26 protein-coding genes and 3 pseudogenes are annotated in these 25,414 nt (G+C 59.7%); 14 read left to right on the forward strand and 15 right to left on the reverse strand.

Features of this window, described 5'->3' with window-relative positions; translation table 11 throughout:
- Nucleotides 1-62 precede the first annotated feature (62 nt).
- A complete protein-coding gene (locus tag JQF37_RS24910) occupies nt 63-1,595 on the forward strand; it encodes an amino acid permease (RefSeq protein WP_130209010.1) in 1,533 nt (510 codons plus the stop codon).
- A 96-nt stretch (nt 1,596-1,691) separates the two neighbouring features.
- Here JQF37_RS24910 and JQF37_RS24915 read toward each other — a convergent pair whose 3' ends face one another.
- The gene (locus tag JQF37_RS24915) at nt 1,692-1,928 is read right to left on the reverse strand and encodes a hypothetical protein (protein WP_047527965.1); all 237 of its coding nucleotides are present in this window, start codon (nt 1,926-1,928) and stop codon (nt 1,692-1,694) included.
- Nucleotides 1,929-2,107: 179 nt separating this feature from the next.
- On the opposite strand from JQF37_RS24915, the gene JQF37_RS24920 reads away from it, so the two are divergent.
- The 6 genes and pseudogenes from JQF37_RS24920 to JQF37_RS24945 form a co-directional block, all read left to right on the forward strand.
- Nucleotides 2,108-3,871, forward strand: a complete 1,764-nt coding sequence (locus JQF37_RS24920; protein ID WP_130209012.1) for an L-lactate permease — start codon at nt 2,108-2,110, stop codon at nt 3,869-3,871.
- A gap of 79 nt (nt 3,872-3,950) precedes the next feature.
- On the forward strand, nt 3,951-5,450 hold the full coding sequence (gene glcD / locus JQF37_RS24925) for a glycolate oxidase subunit GlcD (protein WP_130209014.1): 1,500 nt from the start codon (nt 3,951-3,953) through the stop codon (nt 5,448-5,450).
- Nucleotides 5,450-6,514 carry a glycolate oxidase subunit GlcE gene (glcE, locus tag JQF37_RS24930; protein WP_130209016.1) on the forward strand — a complete coding sequence of 355 codons (1,065 nt, stop codon included), beginning with the start codon at nt 5,450-5,452 and terminating at the stop codon, nt 6,512-6,514. Before glcD ends, glcE begins: the two co-directional genes overlap by 1 nt.
- A 3-nt stretch (nt 6,515-6,517) precedes the next feature.
- Nucleotides 6,518-7,735, forward strand: a complete 1,218-nt coding sequence (gene glcF, locus JQF37_RS24935; RefSeq protein ID WP_130209018.1) for a glycolate oxidase subunit GlcF — start codon at nt 6,518-6,520, stop codon at nt 7,733-7,735.
- An 18-nt stretch (nt 7,736-7,753) separates the two neighbouring features.
- A complete protein-coding gene (locus JQF37_RS24940; RefSeq protein WP_204149777.1) occupies nt 7,754-8,155 on the forward strand; it encodes a heme-binding protein in 402 nt (133 codons plus the stop codon).
- A gap of 204 nt (nt 8,156-8,359) precedes the next feature.
- Nucleotides 8,360-8,473, forward strand: a pseudogene (locus JQF37_RS24945) (dienelactone hydrolase family protein); the annotation flags it as partial.
- Between the two features lie 48 nt (nt 8,474-8,521).
- Here the strand turns inward: JQF37_RS24945 and JQF37_RS24950 are convergent.
- From JQF37_RS24950 to JQF37_RS24960, 3 genes are all read right to left on the reverse strand, one after another.
- Nucleotides 8,522-8,887, reverse strand: coding sequence for a type 1 fimbrial protein (locus JQF37_RS24950; protein WP_130209022.1), 366 nt, complete (start codon nt 8,885-8,887; stop codon nt 8,522-8,524).
- A gap of 143 nt (nt 8,888-9,030) precedes the next feature.
- A complete protein-coding gene (locus tag JQF37_RS24955) occupies nt 9,031-9,684 on the reverse strand; it encodes a peroxiredoxin (RefSeq protein WP_204149778.1) in 654 nt (217 codons plus the stop codon).
- A 119-nt stretch (nt 9,685-9,803) separates the two neighbouring features.
- The gene (locus tag JQF37_RS24960; protein WP_223272694.1) at nt 9,804-10,715 is read right to left on the reverse strand and encodes an aldo/keto reductase; all 912 of its coding nucleotides are present in this window, start codon (nt 10,713-10,715) and stop codon (nt 9,804-9,806) included.
- Here JQF37_RS24960 and JQF37_RS31530 point away from each other — a divergent pair.
- The 3 genes from JQF37_RS31530 to JQF37_RS24970 all read left to right on the forward strand — a co-directional run bounded on the left by JQF37_RS31530 (nt 10,621) and on the right by JQF37_RS24970 (nt 12,726).
- Nucleotides 10,621-10,857: a hypothetical protein gene (locus tag JQF37_RS31530; RefSeq protein WP_223272695.1), complete on the forward strand. Its 237-nt coding sequence runs from the start codon at nt 10,621-10,623 to the stop codon at nt 10,855-10,857. The two genes, JQF37_RS24960 and JQF37_RS31530, sit on opposite strands and share 95 nt — an antisense overlap.
- Complete coding sequence (locus JQF37_RS24965; RefSeq protein WP_130209028.1) at nt 10,844-11,632, forward strand: alpha/beta fold hydrolase; 789 nt, start codon at nt 10,844-10,846, stop codon at nt 11,630-11,632. The genes JQF37_RS31530 and JQF37_RS24965 overlap by 14 nt, the downstream gene beginning before the upstream one ends.
- Before the next feature lie 233 nt (nt 11,633-11,865).
- Nucleotides 11,866-12,726, forward strand: a complete 861-nt coding sequence (locus JQF37_RS24970) for a CAP domain-containing protein (RefSeq protein ID WP_130209030.1) — start codon at nt 11,866-11,868, stop codon at nt 12,724-12,726.
- Between the two features lie 36 nt (nt 12,727-12,762).
- Here JQF37_RS24970 and JQF37_RS24975 read toward each other — a convergent pair whose 3' ends face one another.
- Nucleotides 12,763-13,671 (reverse strand): glycine betaine ABC transporter substrate-binding protein, encoded by a 909-nt coding sequence (locus JQF37_RS24975; RefSeq protein WP_130209032.1) that lies wholly within the window; start codon nt 13,669-13,671, stop codon nt 12,763-12,765.
- A 252-nt stretch (nt 13,672-13,923) separates the two neighbouring features.
- Between JQF37_RS24975 and JQF37_RS24980 the strand changes: the two genes are divergently transcribed.
- Nucleotides 13,924-15,960: an NADH:flavin oxidoreductase gene (locus JQF37_RS24980; RefSeq protein ID WP_130209034.1), complete on the forward strand. Its 2,037-nt coding sequence runs from the start codon at nt 13,924-13,926 to the stop codon at nt 15,958-15,960.
- A gap of 63 nt (nt 15,961-16,023) precedes the next feature.
- On the opposite strand, the gene JQF37_RS24985 is transcribed toward JQF37_RS24980, so the two are convergent.
- The 3 genes from JQF37_RS24985 to JQF37_RS24995 form a co-directional block, all read right to left on the reverse strand.
- A complete protein-coding gene (locus tag JQF37_RS24985) occupies nt 16,024-16,800 on the reverse strand; it encodes a pyrroline-5-carboxylate reductase dimerization domain-containing protein (RefSeq protein ID WP_130209036.1) in 777 nt (258 codons plus the stop codon).
- The gene (locus tag JQF37_RS24990; protein ID WP_130209038.1) at nt 16,790-17,497 is read right to left on the reverse strand and encodes a TetR/AcrR family transcriptional regulator; all 708 of its coding nucleotides are present in this window, start codon (nt 17,495-17,497) and stop codon (nt 16,790-16,792) included. Before JQF37_RS24990 ends, JQF37_RS24985 begins: the two co-directional genes overlap by 11 nt.
- Before the next feature lie 196 nt (nt 17,498-17,693).
- The gene (locus JQF37_RS24995; RefSeq protein WP_130209040.1) at nt 17,694-18,098 is read right to left on the reverse strand and encodes a hypothetical protein; all 405 of its coding nucleotides are present in this window, start codon (nt 18,096-18,098) and stop codon (nt 17,694-17,696) included.
- A gap of 236 nt (nt 18,099-18,334) precedes the next feature.
- On the opposite strand from JQF37_RS24995, the gene JQF37_RS25000 reads away from it, so the two are divergent.
- Complete coding sequence (locus JQF37_RS25000) at nt 18,335-18,682, forward strand: transcriptional regulator (RefSeq protein WP_130209042.1); 348 nt, start codon at nt 18,335-18,337, stop codon at nt 18,680-18,682.
- Nucleotides 18,683-18,761: 79 nt separating this feature from the next.
- Here the strand turns inward: JQF37_RS25000 and JQF37_RS25005 are convergent, their stop codons facing one another.
- The 4 genes and pseudogenes from JQF37_RS25005 to JQF37_RS31535 form a co-directional block, all read right to left on the reverse strand.
- Nucleotides 18,762-19,397 (reverse strand): DUF2625 family protein, encoded by a 636-nt coding sequence (locus tag JQF37_RS25005; RefSeq protein WP_223272692.1) that lies wholly within the window; start codon nt 19,395-19,397, stop codon nt 18,762-18,764.
- Nucleotides 19,398-20,122: 725 nt separating this feature from the next.
- A complete protein-coding gene (locus tag JQF37_RS25010; protein ID WP_204149779.1) occupies nt 20,123-20,305 on the reverse strand; it encodes a hypothetical protein in 183 nt (60 codons plus the stop codon).
- A gap of 58 nt (nt 20,306-20,363) precedes the next feature.
- A complete protein-coding gene (locus tag JQF37_RS25015) occupies nt 20,364-20,591 on the reverse strand; it encodes a DUF4926 domain-containing protein (RefSeq protein ID WP_223272693.1) in 228 nt (75 codons plus the stop codon).
- Between the two features lie 11 nt (nt 20,592-20,602).
- Nucleotides 20,603-22,225: pseudogene (locus tag JQF37_RS31535) on the reverse strand (DUF6883 domain-containing protein); the annotation flags it as partial.
- A gap of 371 nt (nt 22,226-22,596) precedes the next feature.
- Here JQF37_RS31535 and JQF37_RS25025 point away from each other — a divergent pair.
- On the forward strand, nt 22,597-22,869 hold the full coding sequence (locus JQF37_RS25025) for a hypothetical protein (protein WP_130209046.1): 273 nt from the start codon (nt 22,597-22,599) through the stop codon (nt 22,867-22,869).
- 60 nt (nt 22,870-22,929) lie between these two features.
- Here JQF37_RS25025 and JQF37_RS25030 read toward each other — a convergent pair whose 3' ends face one another.
- Entirely contained in the window at nt 22,930-23,490 is a 561-nt protein-coding gene (locus JQF37_RS25030) for a hypothetical protein (protein ID WP_130209048.1), read from the reverse strand.
- 168 nt (nt 23,491-23,658) lie between these two features.
- A complete protein-coding gene (locus JQF37_RS25035; RefSeq protein WP_130209050.1) occupies nt 23,659-23,895 on the reverse strand; it encodes a hypothetical protein in 237 nt (78 codons plus the stop codon).
- 103 nt (nt 23,896-23,998) lie between these two features.
- Between JQF37_RS25035 and JQF37_RS25040 the strand changes: the two are divergent.
- Nucleotides 23,999-24,466 (forward strand): annotated as a pseudogene (locus tag JQF37_RS25040) (ATP-binding protein); the annotation flags it as partial.
- A gap of 639 nt (nt 24,467-25,105) precedes the next feature.
- Here JQF37_RS25040 and JQF37_RS25045 read toward each other — a convergent pair.
- Nucleotides 25,106-25,414: a hypothetical protein gene (locus JQF37_RS25045; protein WP_130209051.1), complete on the reverse strand. Its 309-nt coding sequence runs from the start codon at nt 25,412-25,414 to the stop codon at nt 25,106-25,108.

Genomic DNA, 25,414 nt, shown 5'->3' on the forward strand with positions numbered 1-25,414 from the left:
AGGGAGCCAAGGCGAAACAAACGTCAGAACCCAATCACTGCCATTGATAATGAGGAAATAACATGAGTGGCTCACCTAACGCGCGTGCAAGCGTCAGCGACGACCAGGATGCGGAACAGCTCCGCGCCCTCGGCTACAGTTCGGATTTCAATCGCAGCATGAGCCTGTGGGAGAACTTCTCCCTGGGTTTTACCTACCTGTCGCCGGTCGTCGGCGTCTATACCCTGTTCGGTTTGTGCCTGGCCGCCGGCGGCCCGCCGATGTTCTGGTCTTATTTGCTGATCGGCGCCGGGCAGATGCTGGTGTGCCTGATCTTCGGTGAAGTGGTATCGCAATTCCCGATTTCCGGCGGCGTGTACCCTTGGGCCCGCCGGCTGGTAGGCAAGCGCTGGGCGTGGATGGTCGGCTGGGTGTATGCCTGGGCCTTGTGCGCGACCATCGCCGGGGTCGCGGTGGGTGCCGGGCCTTACCTGGCGATCATGCTCGGCTACAAGCCCGGTCCCGAGGCCAACATCCTCATCGCCCTGGCGATCATCCTGCTCTCCACGGCGTTGAATCTGGTCGGCACCAAACTGTTGGCGCGGGTGGCGATGTTCGGCTTTCTGTGCGAGTTGGTCGGCGCGATTCTGGTCGGCGGCTACCTGCTGATCTTCGAACGTCACCAGCCGCTCAGCGTGTTGTTCAACACCTTCAACCTTGAGGTGAATGGTTCATACCTGCCGGCATTCCTCGCGGCGTCCCTGGCCGGTCTGTTCCAGTACTACGGCTTCGAGGCCTGCGGCGATGTCGCCGAAGAAACACCGAACCCGGGCAAGCGCATTCCCAAAGCCATGCGCATGACCATCTACATCGGCGGTGCGGCGGCGATGTTTGCCTGCCTGGCGCTGATCCTCTCGGTGCCGGACATGGCCAAGGTCCTGGCCGGTGAAGACACCGACCCGGTCGCCACCATCCTGGCCAATGCCTTCGGCCCGGTCGGTTCCCGCCTGGTCATGGCCGTGGTCATGGTGTCGTTCATTTCCTGCGTGTTGAGCCTGCAAGCGGCGGCCAGCCGGTTGCTGTTCGCCTATGCCCGCGACGAAATGATCGTCGGCAGTTCGCTGTTCAAGCGCCTGTCGGCCAACCATGTGCCGTCGTTCGCCCTGCTGGTCAGCGGCCTGGTACCGGCAGCGATCGTCTGCCTGGGCATGTTCATGGCCGATGCCGTGGCCACCATCGTCGGCTTTGCCGCGATCGGTATCTACGTGGCCTTCCAGTTGATCGTGGTCGCCGCGTTGATCGCCCGGGCCAAGGGCTGGCGCCCGAACGGTCAATTCACCCTCGGCGCCTGGGGCCTGTGGGTGAACCTGGCCGCGCTGGTCTACGGTGTGTGCGCCATCGTCAACATGGTCTGGCCGCGCTCGCCCGATGCCGCGTGGTACATCAACTACTCGATGATCCTGACCACGCTGGTGGTGATGGGCGCCGGGCTGGTCTACATGCTGCTGGGCAAACCTTATGACAAGGGCACGGCGCCGGCGGGTGACGCGTGGAAGTTCTCCAAACCCAAGGCCAAAGCGACGGGAGTGACCGGCGCAACGCTGCAACAGCCTTGAGGCCATTGACCCTCTACGACCTGTAACCGACCTGTAGGGGCTGGCTTGCCAGCTCCTACGGGTTTTGTGTCCTGCGCAATTGTGCGGCACCCACCTCTACAACGTGCGCTGGCTATTGCCAATGCCCTTGGCAATATCGATCCCCCAATCCATCGCCGCTTCCATGTCCAGCATGTGCGGCTTGGGATCAGGGTTCTCTTCAATGACCGTGCCGTCCGGCCGGTAAACACCGATGAACATCCCCAGCGAGCCGTCCCTGAGGATTTCGGCCTTGACCTCGATGCTGCATCCATTCGACAGCGTTTCCTTGTGAATCAGATGGCGCTCAGTCATTGCGGCATTCCTCTCCGTACTGGATGTGGACCCTATCCGCCATGCTAGCTCAGCCCCGCCAAACAGCGCTGACTCACAGGACCAGAGGCGTACCCTGACAGCGGCGTAATGCCACCTATACTACAAGCCACCTCCCCTCAGGGGTCTGCACTTCCAACAATAAAAAGCAGAGGTGGAACATGGTCTGGCAGCAAGTCTACGATCCGTTCAACAACCCGGTGCTTTCAACCCTCATGGCGGCCGTGCCAGTGGTGGTGATGTTGGCCTCCCTGGCTTTTTTTCACGTCAAGGCGCACCTGGCGGCGCTGCTCGCCCTCACCTCGGCCTTGCTGATCGCGATCTTCGCCTTTGGCATGCCCGCCAACATGGCCGGGTCGGCAGCGTTGTACGGTGCCGCCAATGGTCTGCTGCCGATTGGCTGGATCGTGCTGAACATCATCTTCCTGCACCGGCTGACCACCGAAAACGGCTCGTTCAAAGTGCTGCAGGATTCCCTGGCGAAAATCACCGACGACCGCCGCCTGCAACTGTTGCTGATCGCCTTCTGTTTCGGCGCGTTCTTCGAGGGGGCGGCCGGTTTCGGCACGCCCGTGGCGGTGACCGGGGCGATCCTGATCGGCCTGGGCTTCTCACCGCTGGCCGCCTCTGGCCTGGCGCTGATCGCCAATACCGCGCCGGTGGCCTTCGGTGCCCTCGGCACGCCGATCATCACCCTGGCCAAGGTCACCGGGCTGGATGAAATGGAGCTGTCGATGATGGTTGGCCGGCAACTGCCGTTCTTCTCGGTGATCGTGCCGTTCTGGCTGATCTGGGCCTTCGCCGGTTGGCGCAAGATGCTGGAAATCTGGCCGGCGATCCTGGTGGCCGGGGTCACCTTCGCCGTGCCGCAGTTCCTGGTGTCCAACTATCACGGGCCCATGCTGGTGGATGTGATCGCCGCGCTGATTTCCATGGCCTGCCTGACCGGTTTCCTCAAGGTCTGGAAACCGGCCACGGTGCATACCTCTGCTGCCCTGTCCGGACGGGTCGACCACTCGAAAATCGATACCGAGCATGAGAGCAAAACCGAGCCGACCGCGACCTTTGCCAGCGAGGCCAAGCCTGCGGTGATGCGCGCGTGGATGCCGTGGATCATCCTGACCATCTTCGTCTTCGCCTGGGGCACCCAGGGCTTCAAGAACCTGTTCGACACACGCCCTGCGATCGATCCGGCCACCCATTCGGCCAAGCTCGACCCACAGGGCAAACCGTTGTCTGAAGCCAATCCGATATTCGCGCCGGTCCTGACCTTTACCACCATCCACCAGCAAATCGAGAAAGTGCCGCCGGTGGTGCCGGCACCGAAAACCGAGGACGCGGTGTACAAGTTCACCTGGTTCACCGCCACCGGCAGCGGCATCCTGCTCTCGGCGATTCTCGGCGGATTGCTGATGGGTTACAGCATCCCGCAGCTGATCAGCCAATACCTGCGAACGCTGTGGGTGGTGCGCTATTCGCTGATCACCATCACCGCCATGCTCGCCCTCGGCTTTCTCACGCGTTATTCGGGACTCGACGCCACCATGGGCCTGGCGTTCGCGGCGACGGGGATTTTCTACCCGATGTTCGGCACCCTGCTCGGCTGGCTCGGCGTCGCCCTGACCGGCTCCGACACCGCCTCCAACGTGCTGTTCGGCGGCTTGCAACGGGTCACGTCCGAGCAACTGGGGCTCAGCCCGGTATTGATGGCCGCCGCCAACAGCTCCGGCGGGGTCATGGGCAAGATGGTCGATGCCCAGTCGATCGTGGTCGCCTCCACCGCCACCCGCTGGTACGGCCATGAAGGGGAAATCCTGCGCTACGTGTTCTTCCACTCGATCGTCCTGGCGATCCTGGTCGGCGGGCTGGTGACGTTGCAGGCCTATGTGGCGCCGTTCAGCCACATGGTGGTGGGCGGCCATTGATCGCCCAAGGTCCTGGCCAGCCACGAAATGCCCGGGCAATCGTCCGGGCTTTTCATGAAGGGAGTATCGTAAAGCGACTATGAACATTCTCTACGATGAACGCGTCGATGGCGTGCTGCCCGACGTGGACAAGGCCGGATTGTTACAGGCTCTGCGCACGCAGTGGCCGGACCTGGAAGTGCTGCATCAGCAGGAAGAACTCAAGCCGTACGAGTGCGACGGGCTCTCGGCCTACCGTACGACGCCGATGCTGGTGGTGTTGCCCCGTGACATTGCGCAGGTCCAGGGCGTGCTGCGCCTGTGTCATGAGCGTCAGGTGCCGGTGGTCGCCCGCGGTGCCGGTACGGGTTTGTCCGGTGGCGCGCTGCCGCTGGAAAAGGGCGTGCTGCTGGTGATGGCGCGCTTCAATCAGATCCTGCACATCGACCCCGCCGCACGCACTGCGCGGGTCCAGCCCGGCGTGCGCAACCTGGCCATTTCCCAGGCCGCCGCCCCCTACGGCCTGTACTACGCGCCGGACCCCTCCTCGCAAATCGCCTGTTCCATCGGCGGTAACGTTGCCGAAAACGCGGGCGGCGTGCATTGCCTGAAGTACGGCCTGACCGTGCACAACGTGCTGAAGGTCGACATCCTTACCGTCGACGGCGAATACCTGAGCCTGGGTTCGAACGCGCTGGACTCGCCCGGCCTTGATCTGCTGGCCTTGTTCACCGGGTCCGAAGGCATGCTCGGGGTGATCACCGAAGTCACGGTCAAACTGCTGCCCAAACCACAAACCGCGAAAGTGCTGCTGGCGGCGTTCGATTCCGTTGAGAAGGCTGGCCGCGCCGTCGGCGACATCATTGCCGCCGGCATCATTCCCGGTGGCCTGGAAATGATGGACAACCTGGCCATCCGCGCCGCCGAGGACTTTATCCACGCCGGTTACCCGGTCGACGCCCAGGCCATCCTGCTGTGCGAACTCGACGGCGTTGAAGCCGACGTCCATGACGACTGCCACCGCGTGCGTGAAGTACTGGAACGGGCTGGCGCCACCGAAGTACGCCAGGCCAGGGACGAAGCCGAGCGCGTGCGTTTCTGGGCCGGGCGCAAGAACGCCTTCCCGGCGGTGGGCCGTCTGTCGCCGGACTATTACTGCATGGACGGGACGATTCCGCGCCGCGCGTTGCCCGGCGTGTTGCACGCCATCGCCGCGCTGTCGGCGGAATACGGCCTGCGGGTGGCCAACGTGTTCCATGCCGGCGACGGCAACATGCATCCGCTGATCCTGTTCGACGCCAATCAACCGGGCGAACTCGACCGCGCCGAGGCGCTGGGTGGCAGGATTCTGGAACTGTGCGTGAAGGTCGGTGGCAGCATCACCGGGGAACACGGTGTCGGCCGCGAGAAAATCAATCAGATGTGCGCGCAATTCAACAGTGATGAACTGACCCTGTTTCACGCAATCAAGGCGGCGTTCGACCCCAGCGGCCTGCTCAACCCCGGCAAGAACATTCCGACCCTGCACCGATGCGCCGAGTTCGGTGCCATGCACGTGCATGGCGGGCAACTGCCCTTCCCCGACCTGGAGCGTTTCTGATGCACGGCACCGGCGATTGCGACGACAGCCGCCTGCTGCTGGAGCAGGTCAATCAGGCGCTGCAAAACGCCACGCCCCTGCGCATCCAGGGCTCCAACAGCAAGGGATTCCTGGGACGGGTGACTGCGGGTGAAATACTCGACACCCGTTCGCACCGGGGCATCGTCAGCTACGACCCGACCGAACTGGTGATCACCGCCCGCTGCGGCACGCCGTTGGCGGAGCTGTCGCAAGCACTGGACGCCGCGCAGCAGATGCTGGCGTGCGAACCGCCCGCCTTTGGCGATGGCGCCACCGTGGGCGGCATGATTGCCTGTGGCCTGTCGGGACCGCGTCGCCCCTGGTCGGGATCGGTGAGGGACTTCGTGCTCGGCACCCGGGTGATCACCGGCCACGGCAAGCATTTGCGCTTTGGCGGCGAAGTCATGAAAAACGTCGCCGGCTACGACCTGTCACGCCTGATGGCCGGCAGCTACGGCACCCTGGGGGTGATCACCGAAGTCTCGCTCAAGGTCCTGCCCAAACCCCGGCAAGCCTTGAGCATCAGCCTGGAAATGGACAGCGAACGCGCCCTGTTGCGCCTGGCTGAATGGGGCCAGCAACCCTTGCCGATCAGTGCCGCGTGCCATGACGGCCAGTGCCTGCACCTGCGGCTCGAGGGCGGTGAAGGATCGGTGGCGGCGGCCCACGACCGCTTGGGCGGCGAGTTGCTGGACGCCTCGTACTGGGCCGACCTCAATGAACAGCGCTTGAGTTTCTTCGACGAAGACCAGCCCCTGTGGCGCCTGTCGCTGCCCAACAACACGCCAAAACTGTCGTTGCCCGGCCGTCAGTTGATCGACTGGGGCGGCGCCCAGCGCTGGCTCAAGTCAGACGCCGAGGCGGCGTTCATTCGCCAGGTCGTCGATGAGGTCGACGGCCATGTCACCTGCTACAGCCACGGGCTCACCGACAGCCCGTTCCAGCCGCTGCCCGGCGCCCTGATGCATTTGCATCAGAGCCTCAAGCAACAACTCGATCCCCGGGGCGTCTTCAACCCCGGTCGCCTGTACGCGGAGCTTTGAGCCATGCAGACCACGTTAAGCGACAGTGCCCGCCAACTACCCCGTGCCGAAGAAGCCGACGGCATCCTGCGCACCTGCGTGCACTGCGGCTTCTGCAATGCCACCTGCCCGACCTACCAACTGCTCGGCGATGAACTGGATGGCCCACGGGGGCGCATCTACCTGATCAAACAGGTGCTGGAGGGCAACGAAGTCACGCAGAAGACCCAGCAGCACCTGGACCGTTGCCTGTCGTGCCGCAACTGCGAAACCACCTGCCCGTCCGGGGTCGATTACCACAATCTGCTGGACATCGGCCGCGCCGTGGTCGACGCGGCGGTGCCGCGCCCGGTCGGCCAGCGCTTGCTGCGCGAAGGTTTGCGCACGCTGGTGCCGCACGCGCACCTGTTCAAGGGACTGGTCAGCGGCGGCCAGGTGTTTCGCGCGCTGCTGCCCGGCACCCTGCAAAGCAAACTGCCGCGCAGCGCGCCGCCAGGCAAAGCGCGTCCCACCACCCGCCATGCCCGGCAGGTGCTGATGCTCGAAGGCTGCGTACAGCCGGGTCTTGCGCCCAACACCAACGTAGCCGCCGCGAGGGTCCTGGATCGATTGGGGATCAGCGTCACGCCGAGCCGCGAGGCCGGGTGCTGCGGCGCCGTGGACTATCATCTGGACGCCCAGGCCGCTGGCCTGGATCGCGCACGCCACAACATCGACGCCTGGTGGCCGAACATCGAAAAAGGCGCCGAGGCCATCGTGCAAACCGCCAGCGGCTGCGGTGCCTTCATCAAGGACTATGGCCATCTGCTGCGCAGCGACCCGGCCTATGCCGAGAAGGCCAGAACCGTCAGCGCGCTGGCGAAGGACCTGATCGAAGTGTTGCGCGACGAACCCCTCGAGCAACTCGGCATACACAGTGCCCAGCGCCTGGCGTTCCATTGCCCGTGCACGTTGCAGCACGCGCAAAAGCTCGGTGGCGCGGTGGAAGCGCTGCTGATACGCCTGGGCTTCAACCTGACGTTCGTGCCCGACGGCCATTTATGCTGCGGCTCGGCGGGCACGTACTCGCTGACCCAACCGGAGCTGGCGCGGCAACTGCGCGACAACAAGATGAACGCACTGGAAAGCGGCTATCCCGAGGTGATCGTCACCGCCAATATCGGCTGTCAGTCGCACCTTGATGGCGCCGGTCGCACTCCGGTCCGGCACTGGATCGAACTGGTCGAAGCCGCCCTGCCTTAACGAGCCCTGGAGAACCCCATGAAAAGCAAAGCCATGCTGAGTCAGGCCGAAGTCGGCCAGATCCTCGCTGCCGCCCGGCAGGAGGCGCAAAACAACCAGTGGCCGGTGACCATTGCCGTGGTCGATGACGGCGGCCATCCGCTGGCCCTCGAACGCCTTGATGGCGCCTCGCCCATCAGCGCCTACATCGCCACCGAAAAGGCCCGCACCTCGGCCTTGGGCCGGCGCGAATCCAAGGGCTATGAAGACATGGTCAACGGCGGGCGCCAAGCCTTCCTGTCGGCACCCTTGCTGACGTCCCTGGAAGGTGGCGTGCCAATCATCGTCGACGGCCAGGTGATTGGCGCGGTCGGGGTGTCCGGGGTCAAGGCCGAGCAGGATGCGCAGGTGGCGAAGGTCGGGGCGCGGTGCCTGAAATGAACGGCACATTGTGGGAGCGGGCTTGCCCGCGATGATGGCGGCAAATCCGGCATCCACGTATCAGACATACCGCTATCGCGGGCAAGCCCGCTCCCACAGGGTTCGTGTCTCCTGCAATGGCAATGTTTACCGCCTCATCAAGTCCATTCCCACCAGCAGGCCCCACCGGGATCGCGCTCAATTCGCCGAAAAGGAAGCGCATCAATGACCGGTCTCACCGCGAAAGACTTTGCCCCGCCATTGCTGGAACTCTATGACTACTACGCCCACGGCCTGATCAATCGCCGCGAGTTTCTCGACCGCGCCGCGTTGTTTACCCTCGCCACAGGTTACTGATTGCTCGCTCTATCTCTTAAATGAACAGCATTACGGGTAAGTCAGGGTCACCACGTAATTGCCCGAGGTCAGCGCCCGGCCTTTGCCGTCCACCAAGGCGTACTGCTGACTGAGCGAGCCGCCCTCTTCCCTGCTTTCGCGGATCAGCTTGACCTGGGCGGTCGAACCGTCGATTGAGCGCACTGATCGCAGTGGCTGCACTTTGTGGGCACTGCCGTCCTGGCCGGCAGTCCTGGCAGGACAGCCATGCAGGGCAAACCCTTCAGCCGACGTCGAAACCGGGCAAGGCGATTCCACAATGGCGCCACGGAAGGCGATAACCCCTGGCGAGGCGAAACAGGTTCCACTCAGGCTGACCAGCAGCCCCATTGCGATAGAAATACGCAGACGGCTCATCTTCACGCTCCCTCCGAAAAAGCTCATGTCCTTGACGCTGTATCGACCGGATAGCGGATTTCTGAAGAACGTGCGGAGGAAGGTCGTACCGACCATCGGTCACCCCGAAGACCCGCTTCGGGATGACCGTGCTGCCGAGGCGGTTACTTCGGTTGCGCCACGGTGCGCAAATAGGGCTTCAGGGTTTTGAAGCCGTCAGGGTATTTCTTCTTCGCATCCTCGTCGGAAACCGATGTCGGAATGATCACGTCTTCACCCGGACGCCAGTTCACCGGGGTGGCCACGGTGTGCCTGGCATTGAGTTGCAGCGAATCGAGCAGCCGCAGCACTTCGTCGAAATTGCGCCCGGCGCTCATCGGGTAGATCAGCATGGCCTTGACCTTCTTGTCCGGGCCGACAATGAATACCGACCGCACCGTGGCGTTGTCCACCGCCGTGCGCGAACCGCCACTGGCGTTCGGGTGAATCATGTCGTAGAGCTTGGCCACCACCAGGTTTTCGTCCCCGATCAGCGGATAGTTGACGGCAGTGCCCTGGGTTTCCTCGATGTCACCGACCCACTTGTTGTGGTCGCTGACCGGGTCGATGCTCAGTCCGAGAACCTTGGTGTTGCGCTTGTCGAATTCCGGCTTGAGCTTGGCCAGGTAGCCCAGCTCGGTGGTGCAGACAGGGGTGAAATCCTTCGGATGGGAAAACAGGATGGCCCAGCCATTGCCAATCCATTGGTGGAAGTTGATCGTGCCTTCGGTGGTTTCGGCGGTGAAATCCGGTGCTTCGTCGCCAATGCGGATGGACATTTTCGAACTCCTTGCAGTGTTGGATAAAGAAGCCGTCAGAGGGCCGACTGCGGTTCCAACGGCATGGGGAAGACGTTTGACGCGAACAGTATAGGAGAGCTTCCAGAGCCCGCCGCCCGTCACTCCACCAGTGCTATCAACTGATGACGCTGCGCATCGGTGAGCATCGGACCGAAACCGGCCCCGGCGTTTTCCGCCATGTAGCGCGGGTTGCCGGTGCCGGGGATGACACAGGTCACCGCCGAATGGGACAGCAGGAATTTCAGCGCCAGTTGTGGCCAGCCCTTGACCCCGACTTGCGCGGCCCAACCCGGCAATGGCCTGCCTTTGAGTCGTTCGAGCAGCCCGCCGCCACCGAACGGCCGATTGCAGATCACCGCCACGCCCCGTTCGCGGCACAGCGGCAGGATGCGTTTCTCGACGCCGCGATCATCCAGCGCATAGTTGATCTGCAGGAAATCCAGTGGCTCGGCCTTCAGCACCGCCTCCACTTCGTCATACGCCGACGGGGTGTAATGGGTGATGCCGATGTAACGAATACGCCCTTGTTCCTTCCAGTGCCGCAACGTCGGCAAGTGGATTTGCCAGTCCAGCAGGTTGTGGATTTGCATCAGGTCGATGCAATCGGTCTGCAACAACGCAAACGACCGCTCCATCTGCGCAATGCCCTCTTCGCGGCCACGGGTCCACACCTTGGTCGCCAGAAATGCCGGGGATCGAGGTTCGTGGATCGACAGCAACTCGCCGGTCGTCTGCTCGGCACGACCGTACATCGGCGAGCTGTCGATCACCGTCCCGCCCTTCTCGAACAGCGCGCGCAGCACCGCGGGCAATTGCTTGTAGGCGGCATCGGCGGGGGCCACGTCAAAGCCGCGATAAGTGCCCAGCCCAACGATAGGCAATGATTCGGCGCTGGAAGGAATGGCGCGGGTCTGCATGGTCTTGCCTCCTGTTGCGGTCGACGGCGCTGAGGGCGCGGCGGCCGGACCGAACGTGAAGACCGCCGAGGCACCGGCAGCCAGCGTGAGTATTTTCCTGCGGGTGAACCCCTCTGGATGCTGCATGAGCATGACCTCGGCAGACGGCCGGCGTGCCCCGCTGGCGATTGACTACACTCTGGCAGCGATCCAGCGTAGCCGTGTTCACCCCCGAGCCATCAATGCCGTCCACTAACGTTAGCCGAATGTCACGCAACCTGATGCTGCTTGTCGTCGTCCTGGCCGCGTTGTACCTGACGCTCTGCGCAGCGCTGTATGTGTTTCAACGCGCGCTGATCTACTACCCGCAACCCCGCGCCGTCGGGACCGCCGCGTCACTGCTCACCCTGCCCGTCGACGATGCGCAGTTGCAGGTCTCCGTCCTGGCCCACGACGGCCCTAACGCGCTGATCTATTTTGGCGGTAACGCCGAGGACGTCTCGCGCAGCCTGCCGCCCTTCAGCCAGGCGTTCCCCGACTATGCCCTGTATTTGCTGCACTACCGAGGCTACGGCGGCAGCACCGGCTCGCCCTCGGAAGAGGCCATTGCCCGCGACGCCCTGGCCTTGTTCGACAAAGTGCAGGCCAGCCATGGGCATGTGGCGGTGGTCGGGCGCAGCCTCGGTTCGGGGGTGGCCGTGCGCCTGGCCAGCCAACGCCCGGCGGCACGGCTGGTGCTGATCACACCCTACAACAGCCTTGAGGGCCTCGCCGCCCGGCAGTTCCGCTGGTTTCCGGTGAAGTGGCTGCTCAAGGACAAATTCGAGTCCTGGCGCTATGCCCCGCGCATCACGGTGCCGACGCGGTTGATCGCGGCCGAACATGACGAAGTGGTGCCAGGCTCAAGCACGCGGCTGCTCTACAGCCATTTCGCCCGGGGCGTGGCTTCACTTCAGGTGATTGCGAACACGGGACACAACTCGATCAGCGACAGCCCGGAGTATCTCAAGGCGTTGGGGGATGGTTTGTAGCGGCCGAAGGTTTAACGACCGTTGATCCGGCGAACGTGAAATCGTCGCGCGTGACACCCAGGCGGTCTGATCCCCGTACAGGCAAAAAAGCATCATTCGCTACGTCCGTCGGATGCACCTGCCCCCGCGCAAAAATGCCCTCCGGCCCCGTGAACCAAGTCCCGGGGCGCCAGTCTTAGAGCGGCGCCAAATCCTCCCCTCATCGTTGTCATCTCATCAGAGCTGTCCGCACCATGCGCCAAACCGCCCTTGTCTTGCGCTTTTCTTCGCTGTGCCTGTTTACCTTGCTTCCCCTGATCGCCAGTCCCGCCCACGCCAGTGCCGAGCGAGAACTGGTGGAAGCGATCAACGATTATCGAGCTCACCCCCGAGGTTGTGAGCGACGTCCCGCTCAACGCCTGTCGCCACTGGTGCTGAAATCCAGCCTGGCCCTGCCCGTGGGCTACGGCGGTGGCTTGCGCGACCGGTTGAAATCCAATGGCTATCAAGCGGTGGCCGTCCGCTCCATCCGTGTGGTCGGCGCGCAGGACGCCGAAGAGGCGTTCGACCTGTTTCAGAGCGAGCATTGCTCGGCGCTGCTGGACAGCCAATACGCCGACATCGGTGTGAGTCGCAGCCGCAGCGAATGGCAAGTGGTCATGGCGCAACCCGTGCTGGACCGTCAGTTGAACGATACGCGATCGGTCAGCAAAGCCTTGCTCGCGCAGGTCAATGCCGCCCGCGCAAAACCACGTCTCTGCGGGCGCCAGCGCTTTGCCGCCGCACGGCCACTGTCGTGGAATGCCAGCCTTGGCGCGGCGGCGCAAGGCCACAGCAAGGCCATGGCCTACGGTAACTATTTCGCGCACAAGGACCCCGATGGCGACATGCCCGCCGACCGCGCAAGAGCCGCCGGTTACCGTGGCCGGCAGATCGGCGAAAACATCGCCGCCGGCCAGGGTTCACCGAGCAAGGCCATGGCTGGCTGGCTGGCCAGTCCCGGCCATTGCGCCAACCTGATGAACCCGATGTTCACCCAGGTCGGCGCGGCCTATGCCACGGACGCGCGCAGTGACGAGGGGGTTTACTGGACGATGGTGTTTGGCGCGCAGTAAAGGAGTGCGGAAGCCGGCGTGGCGGTGAAAGCGCCATCAAGGCTGCCGACTGCTGACCCGCTGCTCGCTGCCCTCGAACATCGCTTCGAAGCGCAGTTTGTTGGCGGCGTAGTAGTCGGCAACGACCTTGTCGGAAGAACTCTGCCGCGACTGCATCATCAGCGCTTCCAGGTCGGCCCGGGGAATCGAGTAGTGGGCGAAGAAGTACGCCACCTCGGGATACTCCTGGCTGAAACCCTTGCGGGCCATGGCGTGGATCTGTTCGGCGCCACCAAAGATCTGCTTGGGGTCATCGAGGTAGCGCAGCGACCACTTGGAGAACATCCAGTGCGGGCTCCAGGCATTGACCAACGACCATTTGTCACGCTTGAGGTTGCGGTCCAGCTCGTTGAGCATGCCGGTTTCCGAGGACGCCACCAGCTTGTAGCCGTCGAGCTTGTATTCGTCGATGGCTTTGACGGTGAGCTTGTATTGGCCATTGCCCACCTCTGAGGTGAGGATCTTGCCGTCGAATTTCGCCCTGACTTCGGGCTTGTTCAGATCCTCCACGCTTGCCACCTCGCTGACCGGTATCGAGGTGGGCACGGCCATGCCGATTCGCCCTTCGTAAAGCACGCCGAGGTCTTCGAGCCTGTCCTTGTACTTGTCGTAGAAGGCCTTGTGGGTGCTCGGCAGCCAGACCATCGGGATCAGGTCGATATTGCCGTTGGCCAACGCCTGGAACTGGATGCCGATGTCGGCCATGACCAGTTTCACCGGCTGCTTGAGATGGTCCTCCAGGGCCGTGGTGGCCAGCTTGACGGTGATCTCGGTGTCCGACCAGTTGACCCAGCCAATACGCACCGGCGCAGGTTCCGCGGCTTGCGCCAGCGCAGCGCCGGCGGCGAGCGCAACACTGATCAATCCGGCACAGATTGTTTTTCGATACGGCGAATGAGCGTTCATCAAGCGTCTTCCTGTTTTGGTTGTCATTGGCAGGTTTGTCTTAATTTGAACGGCCTTACGGTCGTGAAAAATGCAGCCTTGCGCGGCAGGTCGGTTTGACCGATCCCTTCTCCTTGTGGGCCGATCTTATCCACGACTTTTATCCCGCGCAAGCAAAATGTACACATGTGTCATGAAGCATTGACACACATGTACAGTTATCCTAATTTCAAGTCGCCGAGCCTGATGAAGCCCACTTTGGAGCGCACCACCATGTCCAGCGATCCCTTGCTGCAGCCGTACACGATCAAGCACCTGACCCTCAGAAACCGCATCATCACCACCTCCCACGAACCGGCCTATCCGGTGGACGGCATGCCCAAGGACCTGTATCGCGCCTATCACGTCGAACGTGCCAGGGCCGGTGTCGCCTTGACCATGACCGCCGGCTCCGCAGCGGTCTCGCGCGACAGTCCGCCGGTGTTCAACAACGTGCTGGCCTACAAGGACGAAGTGGTCGGATGGCTCAAGGACCTGACCGACGAATGCCATGAACACGGCGCGGCGGTGATGATCCAGTTGACCCACCTGGGCCGGCGCACCCGCTGGGACAAGGCCGACTGGCTGCCCGTGGTGTCGCCCTCGCACCACCGCGAAGCGGCGCACCGCTCCTTCCCGAAAAAAATGGAAGACTGGGACATCGAGCGGATCATCAAGGACTACGTGGACGCGGCCGAACGCATGAAGGCGGCCGGCATGGATGGCCTGGAACTGCAGGCCTACGGGCATTTGATGGACCAGTTCTGGTCACCGCTGACCAACGAACTCGACGGCCCTTATGGCGGTTCGCTGGAAAACCGCATGCGTTTTACCTTCGACATCCTGCGGGGCATTCGCCAGCGGGTGGGCGAAGAGTTCCTGCTCGGCGTGCGCTACACCGGCGACGAGCAACTGCCGGGAGGCTTCAATGCCAGCGAAGGCCTGCAGGTTTCGCACCTGCTCAAGGACAGCGGGCTGGTGGACTTCCTCAATGTGGTGCGCGGCCACATCGACACCGACGCCGGTTTGACCGATGTCATCCCGATCCAGGGCATGCGCAATTCACCGCACCTGGACTTCGCCGGGGAAATTCGCTCGGCCACCGGTTTCCCGACCTTCCACGCCGCGAAGATTCCGGACGTGGCCACCGCGCGCTACGCGATTGCCTCGGGCAAGGTCGACATGGTGGGCATGACCCGTGCGCACATGACCGACCCGCACATCGTGCGCAAGATCATCGAAAAACGTGAGGAAGACATTCGCCCTTGCGTCGGCGCCAACTACTGCCTGGATCGCATCTATCAGGGCGGCGCGGCCTATTGCATCCACAACCCGGCGACCGGCCGGGAAACCACCATGCCCCACGAGATTCCCAAGGCAGCGGTCAAGCGCAAAGTCCTGGTGATCGGCAGCGGCCCAGCGGGTCTGGAAGCGGCGCGGGTCGCGGGTGAGCGAGGGCATGAAGTGACAGTGCTGGAGGCCGCCGATCAACCCGGTGGGCAAATCCGCCTGACGGCCCTCAATGAGCGGCGTCGCGAGATGATCGGCATCATCGACTGGCGCATGGCCCAATGTGAGCGCCTGGGGGTCAAGTTCCACTTCAACACCTGGGCCGAAGCCGACACGGTATTGGCCCACGAGCCGGATGTGGTGATTGTCGCCACCGGCGGCCTGCCCCACACCGAGGTACTGACCCAAGGCAACGAGCTGGTGGTGTCGACCTGGGACATCATTTCCGGTGACATCAAGCCCGGTCGCCATGTGTTGATCTTCGACGACGCCGGTGACCATGCCGCGTTGCAGGCGGCCGAAGTCATCGCCAAAAGCGGCGCGACCGTGGAGATCGTGACGCCTGACCGCTCGTTCGCGCCGGAAGTCATGGCCATGAACCTGGTGCCCTACATGCGCAGCTTGCAGGATCTGGACGTCACCTTCACCGTGACCTACCGCGTCGAGACGGTCGAGAAACGCGATGGGCGCCTGCTCGCGACCTTCGGCAGCGATTACGGCCAGGTGCACAAGCAGCGCATCGTCGATCAGGTGGTGGTCAACCACGGCACCCTGCCCCTGGACGATCTGTACTTCGAGCTTCGCCCGCTTTCGAGCAACGGCGGCGCGGTGGAACAGCACGACCTCATCGCCGGCAAGGCGCAAAACATCGTCACCAACCCCCAGGGGCCATTCCAGCTGTTCCGGATTGGTGACGCCGTGGCCGCGCGCAACACCCACGCGGCGATCTACGATGCGTTGCGGCTGGTGAAGGATCTCTGATCCTGCGATTCACTTGTGGCGAGGGAGCCTGCGCCCTCGCCACAGACCCGTTATCGGAATTCCCTACATCCCCCGCCGCGCAACCTCCGCACCGGCCTGCAAGGCCCGCCCGACGATGGCATCGATGCCCTGCTCGGTCATCGACTGCAAGGCCGCCGCCGTCACGCCCCGGTAAGCCATCAGTGCGTCGATCATTTGCCCCGGATCACGACTGGCAAGCATCTGCCCGCCCCCGACCACCACGCCTCGGGCGGCACGTTGGGCAATGTCCTGGGGAATACCCGCCGCCACCGCCTGACTGGCCAGCGCCTGGTGCAGCAAAGCGGGGAACGCCGGCCCGGTGCCGGACAGCGCGCTGAGGTAATCAATGCAGTCTTCGTTCGGCACTTCATCCGCCGCGCCCACGCATTCGAACAACTGCTGCAGCCACTGACGATCCCTGTCGCCAAGCGCGCCGGTGCTGTACCACGGGGTGTACGACTGCCTGATCTCCACGGCCGCGTTCGGCATGGCCCGCACCACCGTCTGCGCACCGGTGGCGGCGCTGATGACGGCGGCCGGGATCCCGGCCATCAGGGAAATCACCTGTTTGCCCCTGGCGTCTATCCGCAGTTCACGAAACTGCTCCGGACGAATCGACAGCACCAGCACATCGCTGAGCGCCACCAACTGTTGGTTGTCGGCCAGCACCCGCACATCCGCTCGCAACGTGCTGCGGCCCGAGCGGTTGGAAACCAGCAACCGGGCAGGTTCGATGAAACCGCTGTCGAGCAGCGCCTCGGCGATCGCGCGGCCCAGCCAGCCGGTGCCGCCAATAATGCCCAGGGTTTTATTGTTCATCGGCTGTCGGCTCCTCGAAGGTTTCAACCAGCGGACCGAACACGCCGGGTTCTTTTTCCGCGTAACCGAACTTGCCGAAGAAACGATCCAGTTCACGCCGCTTCGGTGCCTTGCCGGTAAACACGGTGACGTATTGGGGGATGCGGCGAAAACGCACCACGATGTCCTCATTGGTTTTCATCGAGATGTAGCCGATCTGCGTCAGGTAGATCGTCCGGGCCCTCGCGTCGGCGGCCTCGGCTTCGTAGCCAAACCGGCGGAACATCGCGGTCAGGGCATTGATGCGCGCCTCATCGGCCAAGGCAATTTCTGCGGTGACCTCCGCCGATTGCAGCGCCCAGCTGCGCACGGCGAATTCAAATTGCGAGTCGAACAGTTCGGGGTTCAACCAGCACTCGAAGACGTTGAGGATCGCCTCGCAAATGCTCTCGGCGTAACTTTCGCACTGCCCGATCAGGCCGCCACTGTTCTTGTCCCGCCAACGGGCCAGCAGTGCCGCCAGCAATTGCTCGCGATCTTCGTAGAACCAATAGAAGCTGGTGCGCGACAAATTCAGGCGCTTGGCCAGCGGCATCACCCGCACCGCATCGACACCGGACTCCTTCAACGCGTCGTAGGCAGCGTCCAGCCAGCCATCGACCGAACCCCGCCATCCTGCATCCTGAGCCTTGGGTTTCACCTTTCCTGTCTGCGACATCTTGGCTGGCGCCTTTACCTGGGAATTGCGCTCAACTGTACACCGCAAGAACCGTGGCGTACACGGCCTGTACAGCGTCGTACATTTCTCGGACAGCGGGCGTTGAGTAAATGGCAAAACAAATAAATCCGGCCCCTTTTTACCGCCCAGCGGGCAAGTGAAATCGGGGGAGCTTCTACCCCGCCATTGGAGTGCTTCACCATCGAATCGTGTTGGCTAGTGCTACGCGGCGAATGGTGCGTCTCCAGACGATAGGTGAGAGTAGAAACACCGCAATAAGAAACGCCACTTGCGACAGATAGAACGGCTCCAGCCACTGCTGTTTCAGTGCGACGTAATAGGTGTTATGGGCCACGTCAGCCAAAATAATTGCTGCTGTGAGGATTATTCCCATCCTTGGTTTTATGAAAAGGAGCACTACCGCCAGCGGGTCAAAAAAAGTCAGCGCCCCCCAGAAAACACGGCTAGCCCAGTAGGCGCTATCCCCATAGCCGTAGTCCCAGAACAACCCATGCTGAAAATCTGCTCGGATGTGATTGGCGGTAGCGATCAAAAGACAAAAGGCGAACAAAACTCGGATGGCGAATGACAACCTTGGCATAGCTTGATCTGCTCTGGACGAAAAAGGGGACGCGACGAAAAAGGACGAAAAAGGGGACGAAAAAGGGGACAGGACGAAAAAGCGACGAAAAAGGGGACAGATTTATTTTTCTAACCTGTCTAGTCCTGAAATAGGTTTACACCTGTTTCACCCCAACGCCCGAAGCATCGCATCGGGCGTTTTGTTTTTCAACGTGGTGCGGATAGTTTGGTAATACAACACGTCCCATTCTGGGCATGTCTGACTCCTCCTTCCATGGAAGCTTTCAGCGTAGCAAAGAAGAAAAAATGGAAAAAATAAATCTGTCCCCTTTTTCCACTTATGAGTCCGGCAAGCGGCGTATCCAGGTAGCGGCGTTGCCAGAGCTGGCCCGGCTCCTTTCGACCACACTCGAAGAGCTGTTTGGTCAGCAGCAGGAAACCACTGTGCGTAAACGTGGCCCCGCTCCGAAATGGCAACAGCAACTGGAAGCCATCGACCAGCTACCTAAGAGCCAACAGAAATTCGTTGCGCAGATGCTTGATGCCTTGATCGCTCAGGCCACGACCAAAGCGAGCAGCGAAGGACGGGAGGTTTTGCAGTAAGCAGATAAAACAACACCGGCACGAGGCCGGTGTCAGATCGAGTATGATTTTATATAAATCTGTTACCCGTTATCAAAAATTAGCTGTCAATATTTAATCTAATCCGGGCACCGTCCGGCAGCTCTTTAATTTGAATGGCTATATCAGCTCTAAATCTCATCCCCTCTACAGCATCAGCCAAGTACAAATTATCCAGCACAAATTCACCACCCAGTACGAACGGCACCTTAGGTAACAAACGCTTCCCGGCAGGAAGCTGACCGTTCTGCTTTTGCCATTGATGCGCTAACGGATAGCCCGTAAGTACCTCATAATCACTGAGGAGCATTTGCACCCAGCTTTCAATATCATCAGCCAAGTACTCTAACGAGCCTGTTTCTGGGTCAAAGGTATAGACCTTGCTATCTTTAATGCAGAACTGCCCACCAAAAACATCTTCAGCAAAAAAAAGGCAACCATCGGCCAGGCCTTTGTAGTCACTGCGCCACAGAGCACTCTCGTTCCAATCACAAATACCAATTTCGTTCTGACTAGAGTGTGTTGGAAATACATGCAAAGCACTTTCTAGAGCATAAAAACCATTACGCTGACACAGCATTCCCAAAAGTTGATCAGCTAAAGTGCCTGCCAATCTGCGCGATTGCCCTAACATTTCCGGCTCATGCTCGCTCAAAGATGAACTTGCGTTCGATAACAATTTATCCAAACTAGCCATATTCTAATCCACCACGTCTATTCGAACCTTCGCTCCGTTTGGCAACCCTCTACATTGAGCACCAATACAAGCACCAGCCCCACGATTGTCGCTAGGGTTGATATGTCTTACAGAGGCCCCTTGGCCACCTTATTGGAACATTGCAGGTGGATACTCATCACGATCAAGACCTCGAAAAAAGGGGACAGATTTATTTTCTAGCTAAACAAATAAATCCGTCCCCTTTTTACGAGGTTAACACCTGCAAAATGTCGCCCAGCTTTACCTTCTTAGCCATTTAAAATCCTTCATATCCAGCTTTTTTCAGCAACTCGGCGCCGCGAATCAAACCCTGCTCATACTTCAGGAAAAAGGGGACAGATTTATTTTTCTAACCTGTCTAGTCCTGAAATAGATTTACACCTGTTTCACCCCAACGCCCGATGCATCGCATCGGGCGTTTTGTATTTCAACGTGGTGCGGATAGCTTGGTAATACAACACGTCCCATTCTGGGCAAGTCTGACTCCTCCTTCCATGGAGGCTTTCAGCGTAGCAAAGAAGAAAAAATGGAAAAAATAAATCTGTCCCCTTTTTCCCTTCTCCACCTGCGCCAATCCTGCCGGCGTCGACGCTCCAGGTGGTCGGGGTTTGCTGCCTAGTGGACCTTCCAAAAAAAGGGGACAGATTTATTTTCTAGCTAAACAAATAAATCCGTCCCCTTTTTAGTCCGTGCTCAAACAAACACTATCTTGCAATCTGACAGAGGGATCGAGCAGCCATCGGAATAATAAATTGATCACCTTCGATTCGGGTCAGCAGCAAACCGATGCCTTCTGCACCGGCTTCGATATCTTTTCTCCAGCCTTCAAGATCGCCGTGATAGGAAAACGCGTGAAAAAGAGGCCCGAGGGCGGGGAAACTTTGCACGCTCTTTCATTACCCCGCCGAGGCGGGGCGGACTCGATACCCAGCACGACCTGGCTTCTTAGCTCTGCGCGGGACGCGCCTGGATTTCTGCGTCAGTAGCAAATCGCAATTGCTCCGGTAGTAGCGCGAGCTGTCCAATAGTTCGCCCCAAGGCATCGCAAAACTCAACCTCATACGCTACAACAGGTTCGGTATAAACCTCAATCACGGCCCCAATCATCCCCGCACACAATCCTTCGTCTGGCACGTCTTGTATTAACGCAACCACATCAAAAAGTGAAAACATCATCACACTCCTCACTTCACATATGCAGTTGCAAGTCTAGGTACGGTTGCCCCAGGATCAAGCACCCAACCGGTTCTGACCATAACGGTATTCCCGTTTGGCCCCGTGATCGGCATGTCCACTGTGAATCGTTGCCCGAACTGGTCTACTTTTCCCATTACCGCTGGATTGGTCAACACGCCTTGCTGAATTCCCCCAATTAGCTGATCAGCGTTGGACTGGTTGTAACCTAGTGCTGATTCAAAGACCCTTGCCTTATCTCCACCTACCGGATGCTGTGGATTCAATGCATAGGATGTCAGCTTGTTAGGATCAATCACCGCTTCCCCAGCATTGGGAAGTGCGCCGTCGACAGCTTTTACCACACCCCCTTTTGCACCTGCTCCACCAACACCTCTGAGCGCTCCCGCCCCACCTGCCGCCGAGAGCATTAGGCCGATTGCCATTTCTCCCCAATACTCAGGCTCGCCCAACATCATACCGTAGCTTTCTACAGCCTTGGTACCTTGCCCCTTATTTGCATAAAGAAGCGTTGAGGACAAATCAAGCTGCCACTGAGTTGAGTACCTAAAGGCCTCCTGCGTCTCCGTAGGAAGCGCCACATAGGCGTTGTACTCCGTTGGTTCCATGATCATCCATGGTTTACCCGCCCCATCCAACAACGTGTAGCTAACCGCATTTGAATCAGCATCGGTATTAAGAACAACGTTGCCGAGATTCTGAGACCGCTCCCCCCCCATCTTTAATATCGTTGAACATCCAGTTCCGCTCGAATCCTTTGAGCAAGCTTCGTACTTCTCCTGAAACTCATCAAAATGGCTCTGAAAGTTGTACAGCGTCGCATTGTTGGCAACCCACGCCCCGGTTTGCAAAGTGTCCGCATCAGCATCCCCTTGCGTTGACGCCGCTAGCACTCCAACGATCTGCGACGCCATGGAGAGCAGGTCAGTGTTCCCCCCAACCAGCTTATTCAGGTCTACGATGAGCGCTTCATTCGCACCCGCCGCCAAGGCACCGGTTGCAAAATCACTGCCTGTTATCTCTGAAAGCAGCCCACCCACCACGGCGTGAATGGCGACTTTAGCTGCAGAACCATCGTCAAACACGCCTTTGGTGTAACCACTGCTGCTTTCGTGGGTGGTGACGGTGCGCTCGTTGATCACATCGCCCCGGGTGGCGGCCACCGATACGTCACGACCGGCGATGATGCCGCCGGCCTTGTTGGTGAGGTTGTTGCCGGCCAGCAGGTCGAGGCGATTGCCCGCTTCGACAAGCCCGCTGTTGACCAGGTCGTTGCCGGCGGTGGCCGACAGGTTGTTGGAGGCGCGCAAGGTGCCGGCGTTGTTCAGATCCTTGCCGGCGATCAGGGTCACGTCGCTGCCCTGGATCAGCGCGCCGTTGGCGGCCAGGCGGTTGTTGGCGTTGGCCAGGTACAGCACCGGCACCAGCACTTGTTCGCCGTTCACTTCGGCGTTTTCCATCCAGACAATGTCGTGGGTCAGGGCCGCGACTTGTTCGGAGGTCAGGCTGACGCCGAGCGACAGGTTGAGCTCCTGTTTGCTGGCGATCGCGTTGTTCATCAGGTACTTGAACAGGCCCTCGTCGGAGGTCTGGCCATCGATGAAACGCTGGCCAAGGCAACGCTAAAGATTGCGATATCGATTACGCCAGCCCAGCAAATGCACTCAACGCTGCGCACAGTAAAGGTCCTACGCCAACCTCGGAATCAGGCACCTTGCAACGTTGGAACGATGAAGCTTATAGTCCGCCGCGTCGTCCTCATGGCGACCGGGTTTGGCGACCTGACTAACGAGTGCGAGAGCTGTCTGCTTATTTGCAGGCGCCTCCGCATCCGCAAAACTGCTTTTTATGGCAGTTGTGCGCGGGAGACCTTCGGGTCTGCCGGTTACTCGTTTCCGGTTCGCCAACCTGCGTACAACTGCCACCCCATTTCGTTTGGCGACGATCTGCTGGCGGTCTCAGCAAACTAAACGAGGATTCACCTATGGATAGATACATGCCCCTTACCGGAATCGACTTGATCCCGGCTGCACTGCTTATTGATACCCAAGCGCCACTCGATGTCCTGCAAGCCATGGCGGATTACCGCATTCGCACGGTCACGCAGGTGTTGGAAAATATTGCCTATCGCGCCGAGATTGGTTGCGACACGGTGGTGCTGTCGGACTTTTCCAAACTGCTGGTCATTCCGTTGCGTGATGGTTGTGATTTGATGGATGTAATTGGTCGGCGGCTGCGGGCGCAGGTTGCGGGATAAATGAAAACGGGCGACCTTTTGGGTCGCCCGTCTTGTGTCATGAGCAATGGATAATCTTTTTCACACAGCAGGTGCACTCGTCACGGGAACACGCTGCTGAGGCAGTGTCACATCGTAAACATGCTGCTCACAGCCCTGACCAATAAACTGGAACTCCACCAAATAGACCTTGCTTCGTTCTGGCGTGAAAGTGCTCTTCAATGGGCCGCAACGATAATTGCCGCCGGCGCCCCTGCCATTCGAATATCCCGATACCTCAAAAGGCTTATCGGCATCGGCCTGTACTTCCAACTGCGGAAAGCGTTTAACAGTGGCGCTATTGGCCACTTCGTTGAGTTTGGCGATCCAGCCGAACACCTTGCCCTGGCCGGAATCCACCACAGTCCCTAGTACTTCCATTCTCTGGTCAGTATCTGCCGCACGGCGGACCGAAAACTCTACTGGAAATGTGTAGCCCGACGCTTTCATGATGACCTTGGCGTGCTGCGCATCGACAGCTACCGTGTTTTGGTGCAGTTGGATACCGTCTCTCAGCAGACTGGGGGACGAATCCCTGACGTTGGAATCGCAGCCTGACAATGTGAAAATCAGGATTAGTATTGGCAGTGGGATTCTTTTCACTTCTAGATATCCATATTAAATGTATGCCCGGTGAAAAAGCGAAGTGGAACGATTTGTTTTCCTGCTATGCCAAATAAAATAAACCCGCTTCTACCTTCCCTCTCACGAGTCGTACCTTAGCCTTGACTGAAGGCCGGTTAACGGCGTCCATTTTCCATTTCTATTTCTTCAGGAAGCCCACTCCGTTTTATCAGAAAAATGACCTTCCCGCCAAAGACGCACTAACTTCGTTGCGGCTCTTTTTGACCACGCTCCATTTTTATCCAGAGGACACTCTTTCAGCACACGAATAGACTCACCATCTTTATCCATCCGAATCAATCCAACATCCAAGTTCCGGCCAAAGGTGTATTCAACATACTCTTCAGTTTCTGCAACCTTATCCATCTCTATATAAAAGGCCATATAACCCTTCTCAGTTACCTAATAGACTTGGGTATCTCCAAAAAAAGGGATTTATTTCCTGACCAGCGCATCGGCCAAACAAATAAATCCGTCCCCATTCCTGCTGGCCGCGCGCAAGGCCGGGCGTTCGTTGATGGTGCCGAGCGCGAATGCCGAGGAGGCGTGCCTGGCGTCGGGGTTGAAGGTGATTGCGGTGGATCATCTGCTGCAGGCCGTGGCGCATTTCAATGGACACACGCCGGTAGAACCCTATGCCTCCGATGGATTGATCCACGCCAGCAAACCCTACCCCGACCTGAACGAAGTGCAGGGCCAGCAAGCCGCCAAACGGGCGTTGCTGATTGCTGCAGCCGGCGCGCATAACTTGCTGTTCAGCGGACCTCCGGGAACGGGCAAGACGCTTCTGGCGAGTCGCCTGCCAGGGCTGTTGCCGCCCCTGGCCGAGTGCGAAGCACTGGAAGTGGCGGCGATTCAGTCAGTCACCAGTTGCGTCCCGTTGAGTCATTGGCCGCAGCGCCCCTTCCGACAACCGCACCACTCGGCTTCAGGCCCGGCGCTGGTCGGTGGCGGCTGTAGGATTTGGAAATAAATGCGACTTTTTTGAAATTAATGCGACGAGCTTCGTGATGATATTCAGTCGACGCGAGCTCGCGGGGTAAGAACTCGTTAGCTGGGCGTACCCCGCTCGCCATCGAAACGAACAATGACAGATGGGTGTGACACATGCCGTCAACGACAAACTGATTTCACACTCCCAGAAATTTGCCGGATGCTGTTCTGCAGCACGTACCGGGGCGGAAGGTGGAGCCATGTTTGCTTAAGTCATGCCCAAAGATACTTACCGCTTCTACCGGACTCGGCTGAAACTGCTACTTGGCATCCCCTGCGACTCTTCCAATCTGGACGTCCACGAACTGATCGAAAGCGGGTTCACGTCCAAGAGAATCACGTCACTCTGCGACCTTGGCGTGATGAGCCCGTTTGACCGCGACCAAATCATTGCCATTAAAACCTTGAGAGTCAGATCTGTACGTAATCAACGACTCTCTGTAGACGAGAGTGATCGGCTGTTCAGATTTGTCCACGTCACCGCCATGGCCAGGCGCTTTTCGGGGACGAATGAAGGTCAGGCGATGGCTCTCAAATCCAAGGATCGGCTTGCTGGCAGGAGACCACTTGAGATGCTCTCCACCATCCCAACAAGCGGACCTTACGGCTTGGTAGCCGCATTCAAACGAAGACGTCTTAGCACGGGACTCTCGCCTCCGCTTATTTCTACTTTAAACTCGGCATAAGCCGTTTCAAGATCATCATATTTCCGTAGACCACCCTCGGTAAAATTATATGCCCCTGGAACGTCCCGCCATTCAATAGGAGCCACAATTTTCCCTGTACAAGCATCGCTGATCAATTTTGACAGTGCATCAGACAAATCTCTGACCTCGGCATCAACAGACGAATATTGAGCAAGAAGTTGCTCCAATTTCTCTGCGCTCTTGGCTAAGAGTACTTGATCCAT

The sequence above is a fragment of the Pseudomonas sp. MIL9 genome (assembly GCF_016887925.1).
Lineage (GTDB): Bacteria > Pseudomonadota > Gammaproteobacteria > Pseudomonadales > Pseudomonadaceae > Aquipseudomonas > Aquipseudomonas mohnii.

Bases quoted from the DNA above. Each gene is read 5' to 3' on its own strand.
- JQF37_RS24910 (WP_130209010.1), top strand. From the start codon at position 63: ATGAGTGGCTCACCTAACGCGCGTGCAAGCGTCAGCGACGACCAGGAT.
- JQF37_RS24915 (WP_047527965.1), bottom strand. From the start codon at position 1,928: ATGACTGAGCGCCATCTGATTCACAAGGAAACGCTGTCGAATGGATGC.
- JQF37_RS24920 (WP_130209012.1), top strand. From the start codon at position 2,108: ATGGTCTGGCAGCAAGTCTACGATCCGTTCAACAACCCGGTGCTTTCA.
- glcD (WP_130209014.1), top strand. From the start codon at position 3,951: ATGAACATTCTCTACGATGAACGCGTCGATGGCGTGCTGCCCGACGTG.
- glcE (WP_130209016.1), top strand. From the start codon at position 5,450: ATGCACGGCACCGGCGATTGCGACGACAGCCGCCTGCTGCTGGAGCAG.
- glcF (WP_130209018.1), top strand. From the start codon at position 6,518: ATGCAGACCACGTTAAGCGACAGTGCCCGCCAACTACCCCGTGCCGAA.
- JQF37_RS24940 (WP_204149777.1), top strand. From the start codon at position 7,754: ATGAAAAGCAAAGCCATGCTGAGTCAGGCCGAAGTCGGCCAGATCCTC.
- JQF37_RS24950 (WP_130209022.1), bottom strand. From the start codon at position 8,887: ATGAGCCGTCTGCGTATTTCTATCGCAATGGGGCTGCTGGTCAGCCTG.
- JQF37_RS24955 (WP_204149778.1), bottom strand. From the start codon at position 9,684: ATGTCCATCCGCATTGGCGACGAAGCACCGGATTTCACCGCCGAAACC.
- JQF37_RS31530 (WP_223272695.1), top strand. From the start codon at position 10,621: ATGGTCTTGCCTCCTGTTGCGGTCGACGGCGCTGAGGGCGCGGCGGCC.
- JQF37_RS24965 (WP_130209028.1), top strand. From the start codon at position 10,844: ATGCCGTCCACTAACGTTAGCCGAATGTCACGCAACCTGATGCTGCTT.
- JQF37_RS24970 (WP_130209030.1), top strand. From the start codon at position 11,866: ATGCGCCAAACCGCCCTTGTCTTGCGCTTTTCTTCGCTGTGCCTGTTT.
- JQF37_RS24975 (WP_130209032.1), bottom strand. From the start codon at position 13,671: ATGAACGCTCATTCGCCGTATCGAAAAACAATCTGTGCCGGATTGATC.
- JQF37_RS24980 (WP_130209034.1), top strand. From the start codon at position 13,924: ATGTCCAGCGATCCCTTGCTGCAGCCGTACACGATCAAGCACCTGACC.
- JQF37_RS24985 (WP_130209036.1), bottom strand. From the start codon at position 16,800: ATGAACAATAAAACCCTGGGCATTATTGGCGGCACCGGCTGGCTGGGC.
- JQF37_RS24990 (WP_130209038.1), bottom strand. From the start codon at position 17,497: ATGTCGCAGACAGGAAAGGTGAAACCCAAGGCTCAGGATGCAGGATGG.
- JQF37_RS24995 (WP_130209040.1), bottom strand. From the start codon at position 18,098: ATGCCAAGGTTGTCATTCGCCATCCGAGTTTTGTTCGCCTTTTGTCTT.
- JQF37_RS25000 (WP_130209042.1), top strand. From the start codon at position 18,335: ATGTCTGACTCCTCCTTCCATGGAAGCTTTCAGCGTAGCAAAGAAGAA.
- JQF37_RS25005 (WP_223272692.1), bottom strand. From the start codon at position 19,397: ATGGCTAGTTTGGATAAATTGTTATCGAACGCAAGTTCATCTTTGAGC.
- JQF37_RS25015 (WP_223272693.1), bottom strand. From the start codon at position 20,591: ATGTTTTCACTTTTTGATGTGGTTGCGTTAATACAAGACGTGCCAGAC.
- JQF37_RS25025 (WP_130209046.1), top strand. From the start codon at position 22,597: ATGGATAGATACATGCCCCTTACCGGAATCGACTTGATCCCGGCTGCA.
- JQF37_RS25035 (WP_130209050.1), bottom strand. From the start codon at position 23,895: ATGGCCTTTTATATAGAGATGGATAAGGTTGCAGAAACTGAAGAGTAT.
- JQF37_RS25045 (WP_130209051.1), bottom strand. From the start codon at position 25,414: ATGGATCAAGTACTCTTAGCCAAGAGCGCAGAGAAATTGGAGCAACTT.